This is a genomic window from Microbacterium galbum (assembly GCF_032464915.1).
GTDB classification, from domain to species: Bacteria; Actinomycetota; Actinomycetes; order Actinomycetales; family Microbacteriaceae; genus Microbacterium; species Microbacterium galbum.
The window spans coordinates 200,306-219,021 of sequence record NZ_JAWDIS010000003.1 but is presented as its reverse complement, the minus strand read 5'-3'; the positions used below and the strand labels follow the sequence as shown (position 1 = coordinate 219,021).

Genomic DNA, 18,716 nt, shown 5'->3' with positions numbered 1-18,716 from the left:
TCAGTCCTCCTGCTCGTTGAAGGCGGGCGAGTGATCGCGCGCGTACTGGACGTAGCTGTTGCTGACGCCCTGCGGGACCATCGGCCACACCATGGCATCCGCACTCACGACGAAGTCGATCACGACGGGGCGGTCGTTCGTGTCCAGCGCGAGCTGGATTGCGGCGTCGATCTCGTCTTCCTTCTCGACGCGGATCGCGAGGCACCCGTACGCCTCGGCGAGCTTGACGAAGTCGGGGATGCGACGCGTGCCGTGGCCCGTGTTGAGGTCGGTGTTGGAGTGGCGGCCGTCGAAGAACAGCGTCTGCCACTGGCGCACCATGCCGAGGGAGGAGTTGTTGATGATCGCGACCTTGATCGGGATGTCGTTGATGACGCAGGTCGCGAGCTCCTGGTTGGTCATCTGGAAGCAGCCGTCACCGTCGATCGCCCACACGGCGCGATCGGGCTGGGCCACCTTGGCGCCCATGGCCGCGGGGACCGCGTAGCCCATGGTGCCGGCGCCGCCGGAGTTGAGCCACGCGTTCGGACGCTCGTACTTGATGAACTGCGCCGCCCACATCTGGTGCTGGCCGACGCCCGAGGCGTAGACGCCCTCGGGTCCGGTCATCTCGCCGATGCGCTGGATGACATGCTGCGGCGAGAGGAGGCCGTCGGTGGTGGGCGTGTAGCCCAGCGGGAACTCCTCGCGGAGGCCGTTCAGGTAGGTCCACCACTCGCTGTAGTCGTGCAGGTGCTCGGCGTCGGCGGCGCGGAACGCGGCGTCCAGGTCGACGAGAACCTCTTTCAGGTCACCCACGATCGGCACGTCGGCCGTGCGGATCTTGGAGATCTCGGCGGGGTCGATGTCGACGTGCACCACCTGGGCGTTCGGCGCGAACAGCGACGCCTTGCCCGTGACGCGGTCGTCGAAGCGGGCGCCGAGCGAGACGATGAGGTCGCTCTCCTGCAGGGCGAGGACGGCGGGGACGGTGCCGTGCATGCCGGGCATGCCCAGATGCTGCTCGTGGGAGTCGGGGAACGCGCCGCGCGCCATGAGCGTGGTGACGACGGGGGCGCCCGTCGCCTCGGCGAGAACCTTCAGCTCCGCCGCCGCGTTGGCGCGGATCGCACCGCCGCCCACGTACAGCACGGGCTTCTGCGCGGTGGCGAGCAGGTGGGCCGCGGCCTGGATCTGCTTGCCGTGCGCCTTGGTGACCGGGCGGTAGCCGGGCAGGTCGATCTTGGGCGGCCAGACGAACGGCGCCTCGGCCTGCTGGGCGTCCTTCGTGATGTCGACGAGCACCGGACCGGGACGACCGGTCGAGGCGATCTCGAAGGCCGCCGCGATCGCGCCGGGGATCTCCTCGGCGGTCTTCACCAGGAACGAGTGCTTCGTGATCGGCATCGTGATGCCCACGATGTCGGCCTCCTGGAAGGCATCCGTACCCATGAGGGTGGAGAACACCTGCCCGGTGATGCACACGAGCGGCACCGAGTCCATGTAGGCGTCGGCGATCGCGGTGACGAGGTTGGTCGCGCCGGGGCCCGACGTCGCGATCGCGACGCCGACCTTGCCCGAGGCCGCGGCGTAGCCCTCGGCCGCGTGACCGGCGCCCTGCTCGTGACGGACGAGGATGTGGCGGACGTGCTCGTCGTCCATGAGCGGGTCGTAGACGGGCATGATCGCTCCGCCCGGCAGGCCGAACACATCGGTGACGCCGAGCAGGTCGAGCGAGCGGACGACCGCCTGTGCACCCGTCATCACGGGCGCCGGGGCGGTGCGGGCGGGGGGCCGGGGCACGGCCGCCGTAGGGGAATCGATGGACATGGGAGTACCTCGAGAACCGTAAGAAGGTGAGAAGGGGACGGCCGTCAGCCCGTGACCGCGCCCTCCGCGGCGGAGTGCACGAGCTTGGAGTACTTGGCCAGAACGCCACGGGTATAGCGCGGGGGAAGCGGTTCCCAGCCATCACGGCGGGAACTCAGCTCGGCGTCATCGACGATCAAGTCGAGAGTGCGAGCGGCGATATCGACCCGTATCAGATCACCATCGCGCACGAAGGCGATGGGACCTGCGTCCACCGCTTCGGGAGCTATGTGGCCGATGCACAGTCCGGTTGTGCCGCCTGAGAATCGACCGTCCGTCAAGAGTAGTACATCTTTTCCGAGCCCCGCGCCCTTGATGGCCGCCGTGATGGCGAGCATCTCACGCATGCCCGGGCCGCCCTTGGGGCCCTCGTAGCGGATGACGACCACGTCGCCGGCGGCGATCTCGCCGGCCTCGAGGGCGTCCATCGCGCCGCGCTCACGCTCGAACACGCGGGCGGGACCCTCGAACACGTTGCCGTCGAAGCCGGCCGACTTCACCACCGCGCCTTCGGGGGCCATCGAGCCGTGCAGGATCGTGATGCCGCCGGTGGCGTGGATCGGGTCGTCGAACGAGTGGATGACCTTGCCGTCGACCGGGTCGGGGTTCAGGTCGGCGAGGTTCTCGGCGAGCGTCTTGCCCGTGACGGTGAGCGCGTCGCCGTGCAGCAGACCCTCGTCGAGCATCGCCTTCATGATCACGGGGATGCCGCCGTGGCGGTCGACGTCGTTCATGACGTACTGGCCGAACGGCTTCATGTCGGCCACGTGCGGGGTGCGGTCGCCGATGCGGTTGAAGTCGTGGAGGTTCAGCTCGACCTCGGCCTCGTTCGCGATCGCGAGCAGGTGCAGCACGACGTTGGTCGAACCGCCGAGCGCCATGGCGAGGGCGATGGCGTTCTCGAACGCCTCCTTGGTGAGGATGTCGCGCGTGGTGATCCCCTGACGAAGGAGGTTGACGACGGCCTCGCCCGAGCGGTGGGCGAAGTAGTCGCGGCGACGGTCGGCGGAGGGCGGGGCGGCCGAACCGGGGAGGCTCAGTCCGAGCGCCTCGGCGACGGAGGCCATGGTGTTGGCGGTGTACATGCCACCGCACGCACCCTCGCCCGGGGCGATCGCGCACTCGATGCGCTTGAGGTCGGCCTCGCTCATCTTGCCCGCGAGACACGCGCCCACGGCCTCGAACGAGTCGATGATCGTGACGTCCTTCTCGGTGCCGTCGCTGAGCTTCACCCAGCCCGGGGCGATGGAGCCGGCGTAGAGGAAGACGCTCGACAGGTCAAGACGGGCGGATGCCATGAGCATGCCCGGGATCGACTTGTCGCAGCCCGCGAGGAGCACGGAGCCGTCGAGGCGCTCGGCCATCATGACGGTCTCGACGCTGTCGGCGATGACCTCTCGCGAGACGAGCGAGAAGTGCATGCCCTCGTGGCCCATGGAGATGCCATCGGAGACGGAGATGGTGCCGAACTGCAGGGGGTAACCGCCGCCGGCGTGGACGCCTTCTTTGGCGCCCTGCGCGAGCCGGTCGAGGCTGAGGTTGCAGGGGGTGATCTCGTTCCAGCTCGACGCGATGCCGATCTGGGGCTTGTCCCAGTCCTCGTCGCCCATACCGACCGCGCGGAGCATTCCGCGCGACGTGGTGGCTTCGATGCCGTCGGTGACGACGCGACTGCGGGGCTTGATGTCGAACTCGCCGGTGTTCGGATTCTGCGGTGCGGGCATTCTCGAAGTCTATTGCGAGCGGCACGCGCGCGACGCCGCCTGGGCGGTGAACGGTGGATTCATCGTCGAGGGCCGCTGCCCCCGGCGCTCACCCCGCGTGCGCGCTCCGCAATCGGGCGATCCGCTCGAGGACCGCCACGAAGGCCGCGATGTCGTCGACCCGCAGCGTCGCCGCCGTCTCTCCCCCGCCGACGCGCACGCCGAGGTCGCCCGCCCCCAGCGAACGCAGGGCGTCCTCGTCGGTGACGTCGTCGCCGGCGAAGAGCACCGCCGTGGCGCCCACGCGCTCGCGCAGGTGCGCGACGGCGGAGTCCTTGCCCTCGTGCCGGAACGAGAACTCGAGGATGTCGTGTCCGGTGCGCCGTCGCCACGACGGCGCTCGGGCGGCCAGGACGGCGTCGGTCGCCTCCCGCGCCGCGCGGGCGGCATCGGCATCCGCCGTCCGGGTGTGCAGTCCGAGGCCGAACTGCTTGGGCTCGACCCGTGCTCCGGGGAACGCGGCGACGGCGTCGCGGACCTCGGCGGTGAGGCGGTCGCGCAGCGCGCGGTCGTCGGCGTCGTCGTCCGCTTCGACGGCACCGGAGCCCGGCTCCCAGGCCTCGGCCCCGTGCGAGCCCATCAGCCACCACGGAGAGGAGTCGTCGTGCTCCGCGATGACGCGGAGATCGGCGAGCGTGCGGCCGGAGACGAGGGCCACGGTCGTCGCCGGGAGGCCCGCGAGCTCCTCGAGCACCGCGCGGGCGTCCGGCGTCATGCGCGCCGACATCGGCTCGTCGACCAGCGGCGAGAGCGTGCCGTCGAAATCGAGGGCTATCAGCAGCGTCGCGGTCGTCGCGACGGCCTCGACGGAGGCGTCGGCGGCGGTCATCCGGCATCCATCCCTTCATCGACGCGGATCGGGTCGAGCTGCGACCCCGTCATCCGGCATCCGTCTCGTCGATGGGCTCGAGTTCGGGAGCGGAGCCGTCGTCGCCGCGGGTGACCTCGGCGGCGGCCGCGGCGCTGGAGGCCTTCTCGTGGAACACCGAGAGCGCCTCAAGGAAGTCCTGCGACCAGTCCTCGACGTCGTGGTCGCGCACGCGTTTGCGCAACGCCCGCATGCGGCGGCCCTGTTCGGCGGCGGGCATCTCGAGCGCGCGGACGATGGCATCCTTCATGCCGTCGATGTCGTGCGGGTTGATGAGCAGTGCGCTGCCCATCTCGTCGGCGGCGCCGGCGAACTCGCTGAGCAGGAGCACGCCGCGGTTGTCGACGCGGCTCGCCACGTACTCCTTCGCGACGAGGTTCATGCCGTCGCGCAGCGCCGTGACGAGCATGATGTCGGCGGCCAGGAACAGCGCCACCATCTCCTCCCGCGGGTACGACTGGTGGAGGTAGCGGATCGCCGTGTGCGTGGTGGTGTCGTGGTCTCCGTTGATGCGGCCGACGGTCATCTCGATCTCGTCGCGCAGCTGCACGTAGGCGTCGACGCGCTCGCGACTGGGGCTCGCGACCTGCACGAGGGTGGCGTCCTCGACCGTCGCGCGACCGTCTTCGAGCAGCTCGCCCCACGCCTTGAGACGGTGGCGGATGCCCTTGGTGTAGTCGAGGCGGTCGACGCCGAGGAGGATCTTGCGCGGATTGCCGAGACCCTCGCGGATCTCCTTGGCGCGCTGCTGGATCTCGGGCTTCTGCGCCAGCTCGATGTAGGAGTCGGCATCGATCGAGATGGGGAACGCCTTGGCGAGCGCGACGCGCGTCGTCTCGCCCTCGGGGACCAGGATGCCGCTGGCCTTGGTCTCGTACCGCAGCTGTCGCCGCACGGCGCGGGCGAAGTTGCCCGCGTCGGCCACGCGCTGGAAACCGATGACGTCAGCGCCGAGGAGTCCCTCGAGCACCTGCTTGCGCCAGGGGAGCTGAGCGTAGAGGCCGTAGGCGGGGAACGGGATGTGGTGGAAGTAGCCGATGGTGAGGTCGGGGCGCAGCTCGCGCAGCATCTTCGGCACGAGCTGCAGCTGGTAGTCCTGCACCCACACGATGCCGCCGTCGGCGACGACCTCGGCCGCGGCCTCGGCGAAGCGCCGGTTGACCTTGACGTAGGCGTCCCACCAGGCCCGCTTGTAGGTCGGCGCCGCGATGACGTCGTGGTAGAGCGGCCAGATGGTGTCGTTCGAGAAGCCCTCGTAGTAGAGCTCGACGTCGGAGGCCGACAGGGTCACGGGGACGAGGTGCGTGCCCTCGAAGTCGAACGGCTCCACGGTGGCGTCGGCCTGACCGGCCCACCCCACCCAGGCACCCTCGGCGCGGCGCATGACGGGTTCGAGAGCGGTGACGAGCCCGCCCGGCGATCGGCGCCAGCCCTCTCCGTCGGGGGTGCGGTCGACGGGCAAGCGGTTGGCGACGACGACGAAATCGGCCTGGGTCACAGGTCCTCCTCGGGGATCGTCCTCAGGCTAACAGCGGGCTCGGTCCGCGCACGGGGGTGGACGCGATGCGATAAGCGGTGCTCAGGGCGCCCCCGGGTCGAGCGCTGTCAAGGCACGGCATCCGATCGCCCTCCTCGATAGGTTGGGCGCATGCGGCAGTACATCTTCGGAACCGGTCTCCTCAGCGCCATCACCGGTGGCGTCACGCTCCTGCGCGGCCTCAAGAACGACGAGCCGTTCACCTGGCGCACGGCGCTGGCGTGGCTCAGCTGGGGCATTACCCTGGCGCTGGCGATCGGCGCCGTCGTCGACACCCGCCGCGCGCGCCGCGGCCGCGTCATCGCGGGCGACTCCCCCGTCTCGAAGAAGCAGGACAAGCTGTTCAAGAAGCGCCTGGGTCGCTGACCCCCTGACACCGACGGATGCCACGGCCGGAGGGTCGTGGCATCCGTCTTCCCATCTGCGGGTCAGCGGGTGAGGATCAGCGCGTCGCCCTGGCCGCCGCCGCCGCAGAGGGCGACCGCCGCCGTGCCGCCCCCGCGGCGGACGAGCTCGTGGACGGCGTGAACGACGAGGCGGTTGCCCGAGGCGCCGATCGGGTGACCGATCGCGATGCCCCCGCCGTGGGGGTTGACGACGTCGTCGGAGAGCCCGAGTTCGGCCTGCGACCGCGCCACGACCGCGCCGAACGCCTCGTTGATCTCGACGAGGTCGAGATCGGAGGCCGAGAGTCCCTGCTTCTGCAGCGCCTTCTCGATCGCCCGCGCGGGCTGGGCGTGGAGGGAGTTGTCGGGGCCGGCGACCTGCCCCGCGGCGCCGACGACCGCGAGCACGTCCCAGCCGTGTTCGGCGGCGACAGCGCGCGTGGTGACGACGACCGCCGAGGCGCCGTCGGAGATCTGCGAGGCGTTGCCGGCGGTGATCGATCCCCCCTCGGCGAACGCCGGGCGCAGCTTCGCGAGCGTCTCGACCGTGGTGTCGGGGCGGATCCCCTCGTCAGCCGCGACGACGACCGGGTCTCCCTTGCGCTGCGGGATCGAGACGGGCACGATCTCGGCCTCGAACATCCCGTCGGCCTGGGCTGCGGCGGCTCGCTGGTGCGACCGCGCCGAGACGGCGTCCTGCGCCTCGCGCGTGACCTCGTAGCGGGCGTTCGCGCGCTCGGTGGACGCGCCCATGCTCTCGCTGTCGTACGCGTCGGTCAGCCCGTCGTGAGCCATGTGGTCGAGGACCTCGACGGAGCCGTAGGAGTACCCCTCGCGCGAGTTCATGAGCAGGTGCGGGGCGCGGGTCATGGATTCCATGCCGGCGGCGACCACGACGCTCGCGTCTCCGAGGCGGAGCATGCGCGCGGCGTCGATGACCGCGGTGAGCCCCGAGAGGCACACCTTGTTGATCGTGGCGCTGTGCACATCCCAGCCGATGCCCGCTGCGATCGCGGCCTGACGCGCCGCGTTCTGCCCCGCCCCGGCCTGCAGCACCTGCCCGACGAGCACCGCGTCGACGGCGTCGGCGGGGATGCCGCCGCGCTCGAGCGCCCCGCGGATCGCCGCGGCGCCGAGCTGGACAGCCGTGAGCGGCGCGAGCTGCCCCTTCAGACGACCCTGCGGGGTGCGCGCGGCGGCGACGATGACGACGTCGTTGTCGGTGGTCATGCGTTCTGCTCCTCTGTGAGCTTCTCTGTGCGCTTCTCGGTGAGTCCCACGGTCAGCGGGGGCTGGGTGGCATCCCGCACCTCGTCGACGCTCACCCCGGGGGCGAGCTCGACGAGCACGAGTCCATCCTCCGTCACGTCGATGACGGCGAGGTCGGTGATGATCCGGTCGACCACGCCGCGACCGGTCAGCGGGAGCGAGCAGGAGTCGACGATCTTGGGCGAGCCGTCCTTCGCGACGTGCTCCATCAGCACGATCACGCGCGCGGCGCCGTGAACGAGGTCCATCGCGCCGCCGGGACCCTTGACCATCTTCCCGGGGATCATCCAGTTCGCCAGGTCTCCGGATGCCGACACCTGCATCGCCCCGAGGATCGCGGCGTCAATCTTGCCCCCGCGGATCATGCCGAAGCTCAGGGCGGAATCGAAGAACGCGGCTCCCGGCAACGTCGTGACCGTCTCCTTGCCGGCGTTGATGAGGTCGGGGTCCACCGCGTCCTCGGTCGGGTACGGACCGACGCCGAGGATGCCGTTCTCGGACTGCAGCACGACCGTCACCCCGTCGGGCACGTGGTTGGGGACGAGCGTGGGAAGCCCGATGCCGAGGTTGACGTACGCGCCGTCGGCGAGCTCCCGGGCGGCGCGGGCCGCCATCTCGATGCGGGACAGGGGCATGTCAGTTCTCCTCGGTGACGGTCGACATCGGTGCGCAGCGGGGCCCCTGACCGCGAGGTCTCTTAGCCTGTCCAGGTCCCTGAGCCTGTCGAAGGGACCGGGGGCAGCATTTCGGCATGATCACCGGTTCCCCTCCCGGACGGTGCGCTTCTCGATGCGCTTGGGGATGTCGGGCCCGACCTCGACGATCCGATGCACGTAGACGCCGGGCAGATGCACCGCATCCGGATCGAGCTCGCCGGGTTCGACGAGGTGCTCGACCTGCACGATGCAGGTACGGCCGGCCATGGCGGCGAGGGGGTTGAAGGCCCGCGCGGCCTTGCGGAAGACGAGGTTGCCGTGGCGGTCGCCCTGGTAGGCGTGCACGAGCGAGAAATCGGTGGTGATCGCCTCTTCGAGCACGAACTCGCGCTGCTCGCCGTTCACGTCGAAGGTGCGCACGTCCTTGACCGGGGAGGCCACAGCGATACCGCCGGCCGCGTCGTAGCGGCGGGGCAGGCCGCCCTCGGCGACCTGGGTACCCACTCCGGTCTGCGTGTAGAAGGCCGCGATGCCCGAGCCGCCGGCCCGCAGCTTCTCGGCAAGCGTGCCCTGCGGAGTGAGCTCGAGTTCGAGCTCGCCCGAGAGGAACTGCCGCTCGAACTCCTTGTTCTCGCCGACGTACGACGAGGTCATCTTGCGGATGCGACCGGCGCCCAGCAAGATGCCGAGCCCCCAGTCGTCGACGCCGCAGTTGTTCGACACGACCGACAGGTCGCGGGTTCCCTGGGCGAGCAGAGCCTCGATCAGGGCGATGGGATTGCCCGAGAGGCCGAAGCCGCCGACAGCGAGAGATGCTCCGTCGGGGATGTCGGCGACGGCCTCGGCAGCTGAGGCGACGGTCTTGTCGATCACGCGAACTCCTTCGTAGCGGCGTCCCTCCACCCTGCGGCGCGGGCCGGCGCCGCGGCCAGCCCGTTCTTGCCATGTGGATGCTGCCGGGCGTAGCGTCCACATCGTGGACACCAGATCGCCCGAATCACCCGGGGAAGTCACTCCGAGGGGGCCGCGACCACATCGTGCCGCGGCGCGAGAGACCCCGGCCACCGTCCCCGGAGCCCAGGCCATCGCCCGCGCAGCGCACCTCCTGCGTCTGGTCACAGCCGCCGGCGAGGCGGGTGCCGCGGTGGCCGACCTCGCGCGCGACGCCGATCTGACACGTCCGACGACTCACCGACTGCTGAGTGCCCTGCGAGCCGAAGGTCTCGTCGACCGCGACGACGCGACCGGGCACTGGCTCCCGGGACCCGAGCTGTACCTGATGGGCAGCGTCGCGGCATCCCGCTTCGACATCACGGCGACCGCGCGCGACATCGTGCGCTCGCTGGCGGTCCGCACCGAGGAGAGCGCGTTCCTCTCGGTGCGGCGCGGCGACGAGACCGTCTGCCTCGTCCGCGAGGACGGGAGCTTCCCCATCCGCTCGTTCGTGCTGTCGGAGGGGGTGCGCTTCCCCCTGGGCGTCGCGTCGGCAGGGCTCGCGATCCTCGCGTTCCTGCCGCCCCAGGACGTGGACGCCTACCTCGAACGGCATCCGGAGCTCGTCGAACGCTGGGGAGCCTCACACTCCCCCGCGCGGCTACGCGCGCGCGTCGCCGACACACAGGCGCGGGGCTACGCGGTCAACCCCGGCTTGATCGTCGAGGGCAGCTGGGGTGTGGGCGCCGCGGTCTTCACGCGGGCCGGCGACCCGCAATGGGCGCTGAGCCTGACGGGAGTCGAGTTCCGGTTCGGCGGCGAGCGACTCGCCGAACTCGGGCGGATCCTGCTGGCGCACGCGCACCAGTTGTCGACGCGGATCGCCGCGCGATGACAGGGCGCGCGCCGCCGGCGCTCGGCGCCCTGTCACGACGTGTGGCGCCGGCCGCGCGCGCGGAGCCCGCAATAGATACCTACGGTATATAACTGGGGTATACTTTCATCTATGACCCGTGACGACGACCTCCAGCGCCTGCTGCTCGCCGTGCATGCGCTCACGCGTGTAGCCGCCCTCGACACGAACTCCGACGCTCCCGCGGCGCAGTGGCGCACGCTGACGCTGCTGCGCGACCACGGCCCGCAGCGCCTCGGCGACCTTGCGACGCTCAGCCGCGTCACGCAGCCCGGTATGACCCGGCTGATCCGGCAGATGGATGCCGCTGGACTCGTGTCGCGTCGCAGTCACCCCGACGACTCCCGCGTGAGCGTGGTGGCGGCCACCGAGGACGGCCTCGACGCCCTCGAGCGCTGGTACGAGCTCTTCCGCGCTGCCCTCGCGCCGCACGTGGCCGACTTGTCCCCCGCGGAGTGGGAGGCCGTCAGCACGGCGGCCTCGGCTCTCTCGCGCCAGGTCGGGATGGCGCCCGTCGGGTCGAACGAACACACCGAGAAACCGAGCGACCAGGTACGCGCCTCGCGCGGTGCCGCACGTCGCTCCGAAGAAGAAAGAGAGGTGGTCCGGTGAGCGCCGGTACCGCAGCCGACCCGGTCGATAAGGCCCCGAGCGTCTGGAAACAGCCCGCACAAGTCTGGGCAGTCGCCTTCGCGTCGGTCGTGGCGTTCATGGGTATCGGGCTCGTCGATCCGATTCTTCCCGCGATCGCCGAGTCGTTGAAGGCGAGCCCGGTGCAGACCGAGCTGCTCTTCACGAGCTACCTCGTGGTGACCGGTCTCGCGATGCTCGTCACCAGCTGGATCTCCAGCCGCATCGGCGCCAAGGCCACCCTGCTGGTGGGTCTCGGGCTGATCGTGGTGTTCGCACTGTTCTGCGCCCTGAGCGGCAGCGTCGACGCCGTCATCGGCTTCCGCGCCGGGTGGGGTCTGGGCAACGCGCTCTTCATCTCCACCGCTCTCGCGACGATCGTCGGGGCCGCATCGGGCGGCACATCGTCGGCGATCATCCTGTACGAGGCGGCACTCGGCCTCGGCATCGCCGTCGGTCCGCTGCTGGGCGGCGTCCTCGGCGAGGTCAGCTGGCGCGGACCGTTCTTCGGCGTCGTCGCCCTGATGGCGATCGCGTTCATCGCGGTGGCGGTCCTTCTTCGCGGACCGAAGCCCGCGCGTACGCCCCTTCCCTTCAGCGCCCCGTTCCGCGCGCTGGGCCGCCCGGCGCTCGCGATCCTCGCGGCGACCGCCCTGTTCTACAACATCGGCTTCTTCACCCTCCTGGCGTTCTCGCCGTTCCCCCTCGGATTCGGTGCCATGGGTATCGGCCTCACCTTCTTCGGCTGGGGCGTGGGCCTCGCGATCACGAGTGTCTGGGTCGCTCCGCTGCTGCTGCGCAGGCTGCGCCTGACAAGCGTGCTGCTGATCGCGCTGCCCCTGCTGGCAATCGACCTGGTGGTCGCGGCCTTCACCGTGGCGTCGTCGACCGCCCTCGTCGTGTGCATCATCGTGGGTGGCCTCGTGCTGGGCGTGGTCAACACCGCGCTGACCGAGGCCGTGATGGAGGCCACCGACCTGCCGCGCTCGGTCGCCTCGTCGGCGTACTCCGCCGTCCGCTTCCTCGGCGGGGCCGTCGCTCCGCCGCTCGCGGCGTGGCTCTGGCACGCCTACGGCGCCGATGTGCCGTACTTCATGGCCGCCGCCTCGGTGTTCATCGCCGCTGCGTGCATCCTGTTCGGCCGTCGCCTGCTGGCCCACGTCGACGGCTCGCACCCCGACGCCGCCGATGAAGGCGCCGCCGTGCTGGTCGGAGACGCTGCGTAACACCGTCACTCCCCCGCAAGGACCTCCTGCACCACAGCCCGCGCGCCGGGTGCCGACATGACGATCGAATAGTGATCGACGGCCGGCACCCGGCGCGTCGCCGCAAGCCGGGGGAATCGGCTGCGGATGCCGTCGAGGTCGGGGTACAGCGGCGGAACCTCGCCGAGCAATCCCCGCTCAGCCGCGATCAGCCGCGTCGGGCGGCGCAGGCGTTCGAGCGCTCCCGCGATGGCCTCGCCGGCGTTCTGGTCGATGGAGTCGGCTTCGACCGTGGCGAACGTCGTCGCCGGCCGCAGCGCGGGTGATTCACCGACCAGGTCGTAGGCGAAGTAGGCGTCGAGCAGCGGGTCTTCGCGCCCTGTGAACGCGGGGTGCGCCCGCCAGAAATCACGGTACGCGCCCTCGCTCGGGAAGCGCATGTCGAGCCGCGCCGCGGTCGGTCCGAGCACGTGGCGCACCGCCTCGCGCGGTTCCATCCCACGCGGCAGGGTCAGGGGCAGCCCGCCGTCGACGAGGACGATCCGCTCGACCCGGTCGGGGTGCCGTTCGCCGAACACCAACGAGATGAACGCGCCCATCGAGTGCCCGACCACGATCGCCCGCTCGACCTCGAGGCCGTCGAGCACCTCTGCCAGGTCATCGGCGTGCTGCGCCAGCCCGATTCGCCGCGCCGACGCCGTGCTGCGCCCGCGCCCGCGCAGATCGGGGGCGATCAGCCGCGCCGGACTCTGTGCCGCGACCCACGCCCACGCCACGTGCGACGCGGTGACCCCGTGCACGAGCAGCCACGGGGTGCCCTCGGCATCCGGATGCCACTCACCGACGCGCAGGTCTCCCTCCGCGACCGCGAGGTCATGGGTGACGTACGTGGCTGGCGAGGCGCTCTCGTTCGGCATGGCGACATCGTGGCACGGGGGCCCGACACCGGGACCGAGGCACCGGCAATGCATGCGATGCCCGCAACTGCCGACCGCGGACGGGCCGGTGACGACCTCGCGACCGGCGAGCAGTTTGCATAGGGTCGACACATGGGGGCACAACGTGAAGTCGACTTCTGAGGTCTTCACCTCGAGCGCGCTGCCCGCGTGGCCGAAGCCGGCGTTCGCCGCATGAGTACCCCGTCCCCCGTCGAACCGGGGTGGTACGTCGTCGCGCCCCGCACCCAGCGATCGTGGGACGGCACCCGGTGGACGGACGACGTCATCCATCACGATCGTCCGATGACGGCGACCGCGCTCAGACAACGCACTACGCGGATGATGTGGGCGTGGGTGGCGATCGGGGTGGTGGCGTGGGTGACGTTCCTGGTGATGCTGGTCGCCTTCGGCCCCGGCGCCGCCGTCCCGCTCGCGGTACTGCCGCTGGCCGGGACCGCGGCCATCGTCGCCGTGTCGATATCCGGCTCGCGATTGATCGCAGCTCTCCCCCCGGCGTAGCCGCTGCATTCGGATCAGGGAGCGATCTCCGCCCCCATATCCGCCACGCGCTCCTGGAGCGTGTCCCACAGCTGGTCGAACCGCGCGTTCCACGGCGTCGCGAACAGGCCCTCCTCCCACCGACGGCGCACCACGTCGAGGCTGACCCACTCCGACTCGACCACTTCTTCCGGATCCGGCACGGGCACGGGCTCGCCGTCGACGCGCGCGACCCACAGGTCGAAGAGCGCCCGCTCCTCGATCACCCGCCCGACCAGCACGAGGTCGTCGCCGGTGACCCTCATCCCGGTCTCCTCGGCGAGCTCGCGCACCGCACCGGTGCGGCTCGTCTCGCCGCGCAGCGCGCTCCCGGCCGGGAACTCCCACGCGAGGGGGTAGTCCTTCCCCTCGGCGCGGCGGCTCATCAGCACGCGGCCGGACGATGACACGAGGCAGACAGATGCCACGATATGGAATGACCCGGCCGGCACCGGGCCGTCACCGCGTCGGTGGAGGGTGCCCGTGGGCGTGCCCTGAATGTCGGTCACGTCCCACATCTCGTCGTCGGCCATGTGTCCTCCCGCCTTCGCGCCGCTGCTCAGCGGCCAGGATCCCATCATGCCGAGAGCATTCCCTCGCGCAACGGGATTGCGACCGAACCTGACCTGACCTCCCCCGCAGACGCCGAAATCCCCTCCGCAACCGCGAGGCTGCGAAGGGGATTCCGGTGGTGGTGCACCCCCTGGGACTTGAACCCAGAACCCACTGATTAAGAGTCAGTTGCTCTGCCGATTGAGCTAGAGGTGCGTTCCGTTCGGCGGGAGATTCGCTCTCCGCGCCGAGGAATGACATTACCAGGGGTGACGCGACCACACCAAATCGAGCCAGGAGCGCCGGTTATCCTGGAGCCGTGTCCCGCATCGAAGAGCCCGCCGCGACCCTCGCGGACCTGACCGACGATCTCGCACTCGCCCTCCGCCTGGCCGACGCCGCCGACGCGGTCGCGATGCAGCGTTTCGACGCCGCCGACCTGCGCATCGACACCAAGCCCGACCGCACGCACGTCACCGAGGCCGACCTCGCCACCGAGCGCGCCATCCGGGAGATCCTGGATGCCGAGCGCCCCGCCGACGCGATCCTGGGCGAGGAGTACGGCAGCTCCGGCGACACCTCGCGGCGCTGGGTGATCGATCCGATCGACGGCACCCACAACTACATGCGCGGCATCCCCGTGTGGGCCACGCTCATCGCCCTCACCGTCGACGGCGTCCCGACCGTCGGCGTCGTCAGCCAGCCCGCGATCGGGCGCCGCTGGTGGGCGGCGACCGGCCAGGGCGCGTGGACGACCACCGCCACCGGGGAGACCCGCCGCATCCACGTCTCCGGTATCGACGACGTCGCGGCCTCGAGCATCAGCTTCCAGAGCATCGAGCAGTGGGATGACGTCGACCTCGTGCCGACGCTCGAGCGCCTCGCCCGTGCCGTGTGGCGCGACCGCGCCTACGGCGACGCCTTGCCGTACATGTGGCTCGCTGAGGGGCGGCTCGAGCTCGTCGCCGAGTTCGGCGTGAAGGAGTACGACATCGCCGCGATCGCCCCCATCGTGCGCGAAGCCGGCGGACGCTTCACCGCGTTCGACGGAGCCGACCGACTCGACGCCGAATCGTCGCTCGCGACTAACGGCGTGCTGCACGACGCTTTCCTCACCCTGCTGCACGAAGGCGAGGGTTCACGATGATGCGCGCGACCACCGTCTCGCGGCGGCGCTCCGCCCGTGCTCGTGTGTCCGCTCTCGTCGCAGGCGGCGCCTTCGCGGCCCTCGTCCTCGCGGGGTGCGCGGCCCCCGCACCCGAGCCCGCGCCGGCCGCAGAGGCACCCTCCTCGGCCGCGCCCGCCGCCGGTGTCGAGACGCCGGCGCCGGCCGCATCGCCATCCGGTTCGGCGACCCCGCCCGCAGACCCCACGTGCGAGAACATCATCCCCCAAGCCACCGCCGACGACTTCAAGAGCCTCGGCTGGACGTCGCAGGAGGACCAGTTCCGCATGGGCGCCACGGCTCTCGACGACGGCATCCAGTGCAAGTGGGGCGACACGAAGATCGCCTCCGACCGTGTGCAGATCTTCGGCTGGGCACCCATCGACGACGCCACCGCGAAGACGGCGCAGAAAGACCTCGTCGCCGCGGGATGGAAGGTCGAGAAAGATGCCGACGGCGTCTACGTGACCGAGAACCCCGACTGGCTGAACGGACGCGGTGCCGACGGCTACGGCCTGACCTACTTCTTCGGCGACGGCTTCGTGAAGCTCGCCGACACCCGACAGAGCCTGATCCTCGTCCAGAGCCCCCGGTAGCCGACGGCGCCGACGGTCGCCGGCTCGGCGTCGCCCGTCACCGGTACGGGTTGCGCGCCTCCACGTCGCGAGCCGCCGAGAACCCCTCGTCCCACGCGTCGCCCCGCGCCTCGACATCGCGCCACAGGGCATCGGCCTGCAGCACCCGCTGCGCGAACGCGACCCAGTCGGTCCACCCGGCCGTGATCCGTCCCGCGTCATTCCCGTCGGCGTCGATCCCGGATGCCGCGCCGCGTCCGCCGCGCTCCTGCTCGGCGGTCCACGTGGACGCGTCGGGCGTCGGGGCGAGGTGGAACGGACCGACGTCGATGCGGAGGGCGCGGGGATCTGGCATCCTTCGACGCTAGGCGGCACGGAGTCATCCGGGCAACGTCCCTCCGCGGTCGGAGTCCGGAGGCACGAGGATCCCCGCTCCTCACGTAGGCTCGACCCTCGTGGCTATCGGCGCGACCATTCACACGTTCACCGTGCAGCTCTCCGATGTCGACCGCGGCGTCTACGACGAGCTGCAGCTGCGCGTCGCGCGGCATCCGTCCGAGACCGCGCCCTACATGCTCACCCGCGTGCTCGCCTACTGCCTCGAGTTCGAAGAGGGCATCGCCTTCAGCGAGGGAGTCGCCGCGACCGACGAACCCGCCGTCCTGGTGCGCGACCTCACCGGCGCGCTCGTCGCCTGGGTGGAGGTGGGAGCCCCGGATGCCGCCCGCCTGCACACCGGGAGCATGAAGGCCGAACGCGTCGCGGTCTATACCCACCGCGACCCCGAGAAGGTCGCCGCCGCGTGGGCGGGCAAGCGCATCCACCGCGGTGACGAGGTGCTGCTGCACAGTTTCGACCCCGGGTTCGTCGAGCGTCTCGCGGAGTCGATCGAGCGACGGAACACGGCCACCCTGACGCGCACCGAGGGACGCATCTACCTCGAGCTGAACGGCGCCTCGGGCGAGAGCGACATCCACACGCGCAGCGCGAGCTGAGCGGCGCCGGCAGGCGGGCCGAGCACACGGCCGGGTACGTCGCGCCCACCGGTGACGCTCACGCCGCACAGAGGCCCGCGCGGCGCTCATCGGCGTACGAGAAAGCCCCCGCCCCACCGAAACGGGCGGGAGCGAGGGCTTTCTGACGACTCATCGTGACAACGGCTCGTGGAGCTGGGGGGAATCGAACCCCCGTCCAACGCTGGGTCTCCGCGTTTTCTCCGGGCGCAGTCTGTGCAGACGTTCTGCTCGGCTCCGACCTTTGTCACAGACACCTAAGTCGACGAGCCCAGCCTGGGAAAAGTCCCGCGTGACGTCCAGACGCCGTCACGCAGCAAGACCCCTAAATGACGCCAGGATCCGTGGCGGGGTCACACACGGTCTGACGGACTATCGGGCTCGCTTACGCAGCGAGGGCGAAGTCAGTGCGCTTAGCATTGGCACTTATTGTTTTGCAGGGAGCGTTTACGAGATAACCCCACATCCTCGGCCCGCTTCTCGCGGGTTCGCAGGCGCTGTCGAAACCGATCAGCCCCGGGAACTCCGTGAAGGAGCGGCCGTTGTCACGCTGTTGAGTTGCCATGCCGGGAGCGGAAAGCACCCGAGCATCACAGTCTACAACGCATCGGGGGCTCGCGAATTCCCGGTGTCGACGACTCTCGCATCGGACCGCCCCGCGCCCGTCGCCCCGTCGCGTCGGCCCGCGAATTCCCCGCGTCGACGACTCGCGCATCGGACCGTCGCACGCCCGTCGCCCCGTCGACGCCGTCGCGTATGCTCACCGCATGAGCGACGTCGTCATCACCGTCCGAGGCGAGAGCAACGCCCGCGTCCGCGCCGAAGAAGCGGCGGTCCGTGTCACGGTCTCGGTCAACGGGCCGTCTCGCGGCCCCGTCGTGGAGCAGGCGCAGGAGCGCGCATCGTCGGTGCAGGACGGCCTCGTCGCCCACCTGCGTTCGGGCGAGGTCTCGGAATGGTCGAGCGCCCGTGTCTCGGTCTGGTCGGACCGGCCGTGGAACGCCGAGGGGGCGCAACTCCCCCTCGTCCACCACGCGAGCGTCGAGCTCTCGGCCACGTTCATCGACGCCGGCGCCTTGTCGTGGTGGCTCGGCGACGTCACCGAGTCCGACGACGTGCAGGTCACCGCCGTCGACTGGCGCCTCTCCCCCGACACGCGCGCACGCACCGAGCGCGAGGTCGCCGCCGAGGCCGTGCACGTGGCCGTGGAGCGCGCGACCGCCTACGCCGACGCCCTGGGGCTGGCATCCGTCTCCGCCGTCGAGGTGGCGGATGCCGGGCTGCTCGCGACCCGCCCCGATTCCCCCGCGCCGATGGGCGCCCGCATGATGGCGGCTGCGTCGGCCGGAGGGTCGTCGTTCAGCCTGCAGCCGCCGGAGATCGTCGTGACCTCGGTCGTCGAGGGGCGCTTCCGCGCCGAGTGACGGGTCCTACTCGCCCAGGCGGTTCTTGGTGCGCATCGCACGCTCGGCCTCGCGCTTGTCCTCGCGCTCGCGGATGGTCTGACGCTTCTCGAACTCGCGCTTGCCCTTCGCGACCGCGATCTCGACCTTCGCGCGCCCGTCGAGGAAGTACAGGCGCAGCGGGACGAGGGTGTAGCCGCCCGCGGCGACCGCGTGCGAGAGCTTGACGATCTCCTCCTTGTGCAGCAGCAGCTTGCGCGTGCGCTTGGCGGAGTGGTTCGTCCAGTGTCCCTGCGAGTACTCGGGGATGTGCACGGCATCGAGGAACGCCTGACCGCCGTCGATGTACGCGTAGCCGTCGGTGAGGTTCGCCCGCCCCTGGCGCAGCGACTTCACCTCGGTGCCGGTCAGGACGAGACCGGCCTCGTAGGTCTTCTCGATGGCGTAGTCGTGACGCGCCTTCTTGTTCGACGCGATGAGCTTCTCACCCTGCTCACGAGGCATGGTGCCACCTCCTCATGATCA

Annotated in this window: 20 protein-coding genes, 1 tRNA gene and 1 other RNA gene; 9 read left to right on the top strand and 13 right to left on the bottom strand. The window is 70.5% G+C overall.

Annotation, left to right across the window (positions count from 1 at the left end; all coding sequences use genetic code 11):
- The 4 genes from RWH45_RS13780 to otsA all read right to left on the bottom strand — a co-directional run bounded on the left by RWH45_RS13780 (window position 1) and on the right by otsA (window position 5,977).
- Complete coding sequence (locus tag RWH45_RS13780) at window positions 1–1,809, bottom strand: acetolactate synthase large subunit (protein WP_315995463.1); 1,809 nt, start codon at window positions 1,807–1,809, stop codon at window positions 1–3.
- 44 nt (window positions 1,810–1,853) lie between these two features.
- The gene (gene ilvD, locus RWH45_RS13775) at window positions 1,854–3,572 is read right to left on the bottom strand and encodes a dihydroxy-acid dehydratase (RefSeq protein WP_315995462.1); all 1,719 of its coding nucleotides are present in this window, start codon (window positions 3,570–3,572) and stop codon (window positions 1,854–1,856) included.
- 88 nt (window positions 3,573–3,660) lie between these two features.
- Window positions 3,661–4,440, bottom strand: coding sequence for a trehalose-phosphatase (otsB, locus tag RWH45_RS13770; protein WP_315995461.1), 780 nt, complete (start codon window positions 4,438–4,440; stop codon window positions 3,661–3,663).
- 49 nt (window positions 4,441–4,489) lie between these two features.
- Window positions 4,490–5,977 (bottom strand): alpha,alpha-trehalose-phosphate synthase (UDP-forming), encoded by a 1,488-nt coding sequence (otsA, locus tag RWH45_RS13765; protein WP_315995460.1) that lies wholly within the window; start codon window positions 5,975–5,977, stop codon window positions 4,490–4,492.
- 150 nt (window positions 5,978–6,127) lie between these two features.
- On the opposite strand from otsA, the gene RWH45_RS13760 reads away from it, so the two are divergent.
- The gene (locus RWH45_RS13760) at window positions 6,128–6,382 is read left to right on the top strand and encodes a cytochrome c-type biogenesis protein (protein WP_315995459.1); all 255 of its coding nucleotides are present in this window, start codon (window positions 6,128–6,130) and stop codon (window positions 6,380–6,382) included.
- Window positions 6,383–6,444: 62 nt separating this feature from the next.
- Here the strand turns inward: RWH45_RS13760 and RWH45_RS13755 are convergent, their stop codons facing one another.
- The 3 genes from RWH45_RS13755 to RWH45_RS13745 all read right to left on the bottom strand — a co-directional run bounded on the left by RWH45_RS13755 (window position 6,445) and on the right by RWH45_RS13745 (window position 9,200).
- A complete protein-coding gene (locus RWH45_RS13755) occupies window positions 6,445–7,632 on the bottom strand; it encodes an acetyl-CoA C-acetyltransferase (RefSeq protein ID WP_315995458.1) in 1,188 nt (395 codons plus the stop codon).
- Window positions 7,629–8,306, bottom strand: a complete 678-nt coding sequence (locus RWH45_RS13750) for a CoA transferase subunit B (RefSeq protein ID WP_315995457.1) — start codon at window positions 8,304–8,306, stop codon at window positions 7,629–7,631. The genes RWH45_RS13755 and RWH45_RS13750 overlap by 4 nt, the downstream gene beginning before the upstream one ends.
- A 120-nt stretch (window positions 8,307–8,426) precedes the next feature.
- On the bottom strand, window positions 8,427–9,200 hold the full coding sequence (locus RWH45_RS13745) for a CoA transferase subunit A (protein ID WP_315995456.1): 774 nt from the start codon (window positions 9,198–9,200) through the stop codon (window positions 8,427–8,429).
- Window positions 9,201–9,411: 211 nt separating this feature from the next.
- Here RWH45_RS13745 and RWH45_RS13740 point away from each other — a divergent pair, with 211 nt between their 5' ends.
- The 3 genes from RWH45_RS13740 (at window position 9,412) to RWH45_RS13730 (ending at window position 12,029) form a co-directional block, all read left to right on the top strand.
- Window positions 9,412–10,155, top strand: coding sequence for an IclR family transcriptional regulator (locus tag RWH45_RS13740; protein ID WP_315995896.1), 744 nt, complete (start codon window positions 9,412–9,414; stop codon window positions 10,153–10,155).
- 111 nt (window positions 10,156–10,266) lie between these two features.
- Window positions 10,267–10,785 (top strand): MarR family winged helix-turn-helix transcriptional regulator, encoded by a 519-nt coding sequence (locus tag RWH45_RS13735; RefSeq protein WP_315995455.1) that lies wholly within the window; start codon window positions 10,267–10,269, stop codon window positions 10,783–10,785.
- Window positions 10,782–12,029 carry an MFS transporter gene (locus tag RWH45_RS13730; RefSeq protein WP_315995454.1) on the top strand — a complete coding sequence of 416 codons (1,248 nt, stop codon included), beginning with the start codon at window positions 10,782–10,784 and terminating at the stop codon, window positions 12,027–12,029. Before RWH45_RS13735 ends, RWH45_RS13730 begins: the two co-directional genes overlap by 4 nt.
- Window positions 12,030–12,034: 5 nt before the next feature.
- Here RWH45_RS13730 and RWH45_RS13725 read toward each other — a convergent pair whose 3' ends face one another.
- Window positions 12,035–12,925, bottom strand: coding sequence for an alpha/beta fold hydrolase (locus RWH45_RS13725; protein WP_315995453.1), 891 nt, complete (start codon window positions 12,923–12,925; stop codon window positions 12,035–12,037).
- Window positions 12,926–13,138: 213 nt separating this feature from the next.
- Here RWH45_RS13725 and RWH45_RS13720 point away from each other — a divergent pair, with 213 nt between their 5' ends.
- Entirely contained in the window at window positions 13,139–13,465 is a 327-nt protein-coding gene (locus RWH45_RS13720) for a hypothetical protein (RefSeq protein WP_315995452.1), read from the top strand.
- Window positions 13,466–13,479: 14 nt separating this feature from the next.
- Here the strand turns inward: RWH45_RS13720 and RWH45_RS13715 are convergent, their stop codons facing one another.
- Window positions 13,480–14,064, bottom strand: a complete 585-nt coding sequence (locus RWH45_RS13715; RefSeq protein ID WP_315995451.1) for an NUDIX hydrolase — start codon at window positions 14,062–14,064, stop codon at window positions 13,480–13,482.
- A gap of 111 nt (window positions 14,065–14,175) precedes the next feature.
- Window positions 14,176–14,251 (bottom strand) — tRNA-Lys (locus RWH45_RS13710).
- 103 nt (window positions 14,252–14,354) lie between these two features.
- Between RWH45_RS13710 and RWH45_RS13705 the strand changes: the two genes are divergently transcribed.
- Together RWH45_RS13705 and RWH45_RS13700 are read left to right on the top strand one after the other, a co-directional pair.
- Entirely contained in the window at window positions 14,355–15,182 is an 828-nt protein-coding gene (locus tag RWH45_RS13705) for an inositol monophosphatase family protein (RefSeq protein WP_315995450.1), read from the top strand.
- Window positions 15,179–15,796, top strand: coding sequence for a hypothetical protein (locus tag RWH45_RS13700; RefSeq protein WP_315995449.1), 618 nt, complete (start codon window positions 15,179–15,181; stop codon window positions 15,794–15,796). Before RWH45_RS13705 ends, RWH45_RS13700 begins: the two co-directional genes overlap by 4 nt.
- Window positions 15,797–15,833: 37 nt before the next feature.
- Here the strand turns inward: RWH45_RS13700 and RWH45_RS13695 are convergent, their stop codons facing one another.
- Window positions 15,834–16,130 (bottom strand): hypothetical protein, encoded by a 297-nt coding sequence (locus RWH45_RS13695; RefSeq protein WP_315995448.1) that lies wholly within the window; start codon window positions 16,128–16,130, stop codon window positions 15,834–15,836.
- Window positions 16,131–16,230: 100 nt separating this feature from the next.
- Here RWH45_RS13695 and RWH45_RS13690 point away from each other — a divergent pair, with 100 nt between their 5' ends.
- Entirely contained in the window at window positions 16,231–16,770 is a 540-nt protein-coding gene (locus tag RWH45_RS13690) for a YaeQ family protein (RefSeq protein WP_315995447.1), read from the top strand.
- A gap of 166 nt (window positions 16,771–16,936) precedes the next feature.
- Here RWH45_RS13690 and ssrA read toward each other — a convergent pair.
- Window positions 16,937–17,306: a transfer-messenger RNA gene (ssrA, locus tag RWH45_RS13685) on the bottom strand.
- 249 nt (window positions 17,307–17,555) lie between these two features.
- Between ssrA and RWH45_RS13680 the strand changes: the two genes are divergently transcribed.
- Window positions 17,556–18,212 carry an SIMPL domain-containing protein gene (locus RWH45_RS13680; protein ID WP_315995446.1) on the top strand — a complete coding sequence of 219 codons (657 nt, stop codon included), beginning with the start codon at window positions 17,556–17,558 and terminating at the stop codon, window positions 18,210–18,212.
- Window positions 18,213–18,218: 6 nt separating this feature from the next.
- On the opposite strand, the gene smpB is transcribed toward RWH45_RS13680, so the two are convergent.
- Window positions 18,219–18,695: an SsrA-binding protein SmpB gene (smpB, locus tag RWH45_RS13675; RefSeq protein WP_076676126.1), complete on the bottom strand. Its 477-nt coding sequence runs from the start codon at window positions 18,693–18,695 to the stop codon at window positions 18,219–18,221.
- Window positions 18,696–18,716 lie beyond the last annotated feature (21 nt).

Coding starts and splice junctions, on each gene's coding strand:
- RWH45_RS13780 (WP_315995463.1), bottom strand. CDS start 1,809: ATGTCCATCGATTCCCCTACGGCGGCCGTGCCCCGGCCCCCCGCCCGC.
- ilvD (WP_315995462.1), bottom strand. CDS start 3,572: ATGCCCGCACCGCAGAATCCGAACACCGGCGAGTTCGACATCAAGCCC.
- otsB (WP_315995461.1), bottom strand. CDS start 4,440: ATGACCGCCGCCGACGCCTCCGTCGAGGCCGTCGCGACGACCGCGACG.
- RWH45_RS13760 (WP_315995459.1), top strand. CDS start 6,128: ATGCGGCAGTACATCTTCGGAACCGGTCTCCTCAGCGCCATCACCGGT.
- RWH45_RS13755 (WP_315995458.1), bottom strand. CDS start 7,632: ATGACCACCGACAACGACGTCGTCATCGTCGCCGCCGCGCGCACCCCG.
- RWH45_RS13750 (WP_315995457.1), bottom strand. CDS start 8,306: ATGCCCCTGTCCCGCATCGAGATGGCGGCCCGCGCCGCCCGGGAGCTC.
- RWH45_RS13735 (WP_315995455.1), top strand. CDS start 10,267: ATGACCCGTGACGACGACCTCCAGCGCCTGCTGCTCGCCGTGCATGCG.
- RWH45_RS13725 (WP_315995453.1), bottom strand. CDS start 12,925: ATGCCGAACGAGAGCGCCTCGCCAGCCACGTACGTCACCCATGACCTC.
- RWH45_RS13720 (WP_315995452.1), top strand. CDS start 13,139: ATGAGTACCCCGTCCCCCGTCGAACCGGGGTGGTACGTCGTCGCGCCC.
- RWH45_RS13715 (WP_315995451.1), bottom strand. CDS start 14,064: ATGATGGGATCCTGGCCGCTGAGCAGCGGCGCGAAGGCGGGAGGACAC.
- RWH45_RS13700 (WP_315995449.1), top strand. CDS start 15,179: ATGATGCGCGCGACCACCGTCTCGCGGCGGCGCTCCGCCCGTGCTCGT.
- RWH45_RS13695 (WP_315995448.1), bottom strand. CDS start 16,130: ATGCCAGATCCCCGCGCCCTCCGCATCGACGTCGGTCCGTTCCACCTC.
- RWH45_RS13680 (WP_315995446.1), top strand. CDS start 17,556: ATGAGCGACGTCGTCATCACCGTCCGAGGCGAGAGCAACGCCCGCGTC.
- smpB (WP_076676126.1), bottom strand. CDS start 18,695: ATGCCTCGTGAGCAGGGTGAGAAGCTCATCGCGTCGAACAAGAAGGCG.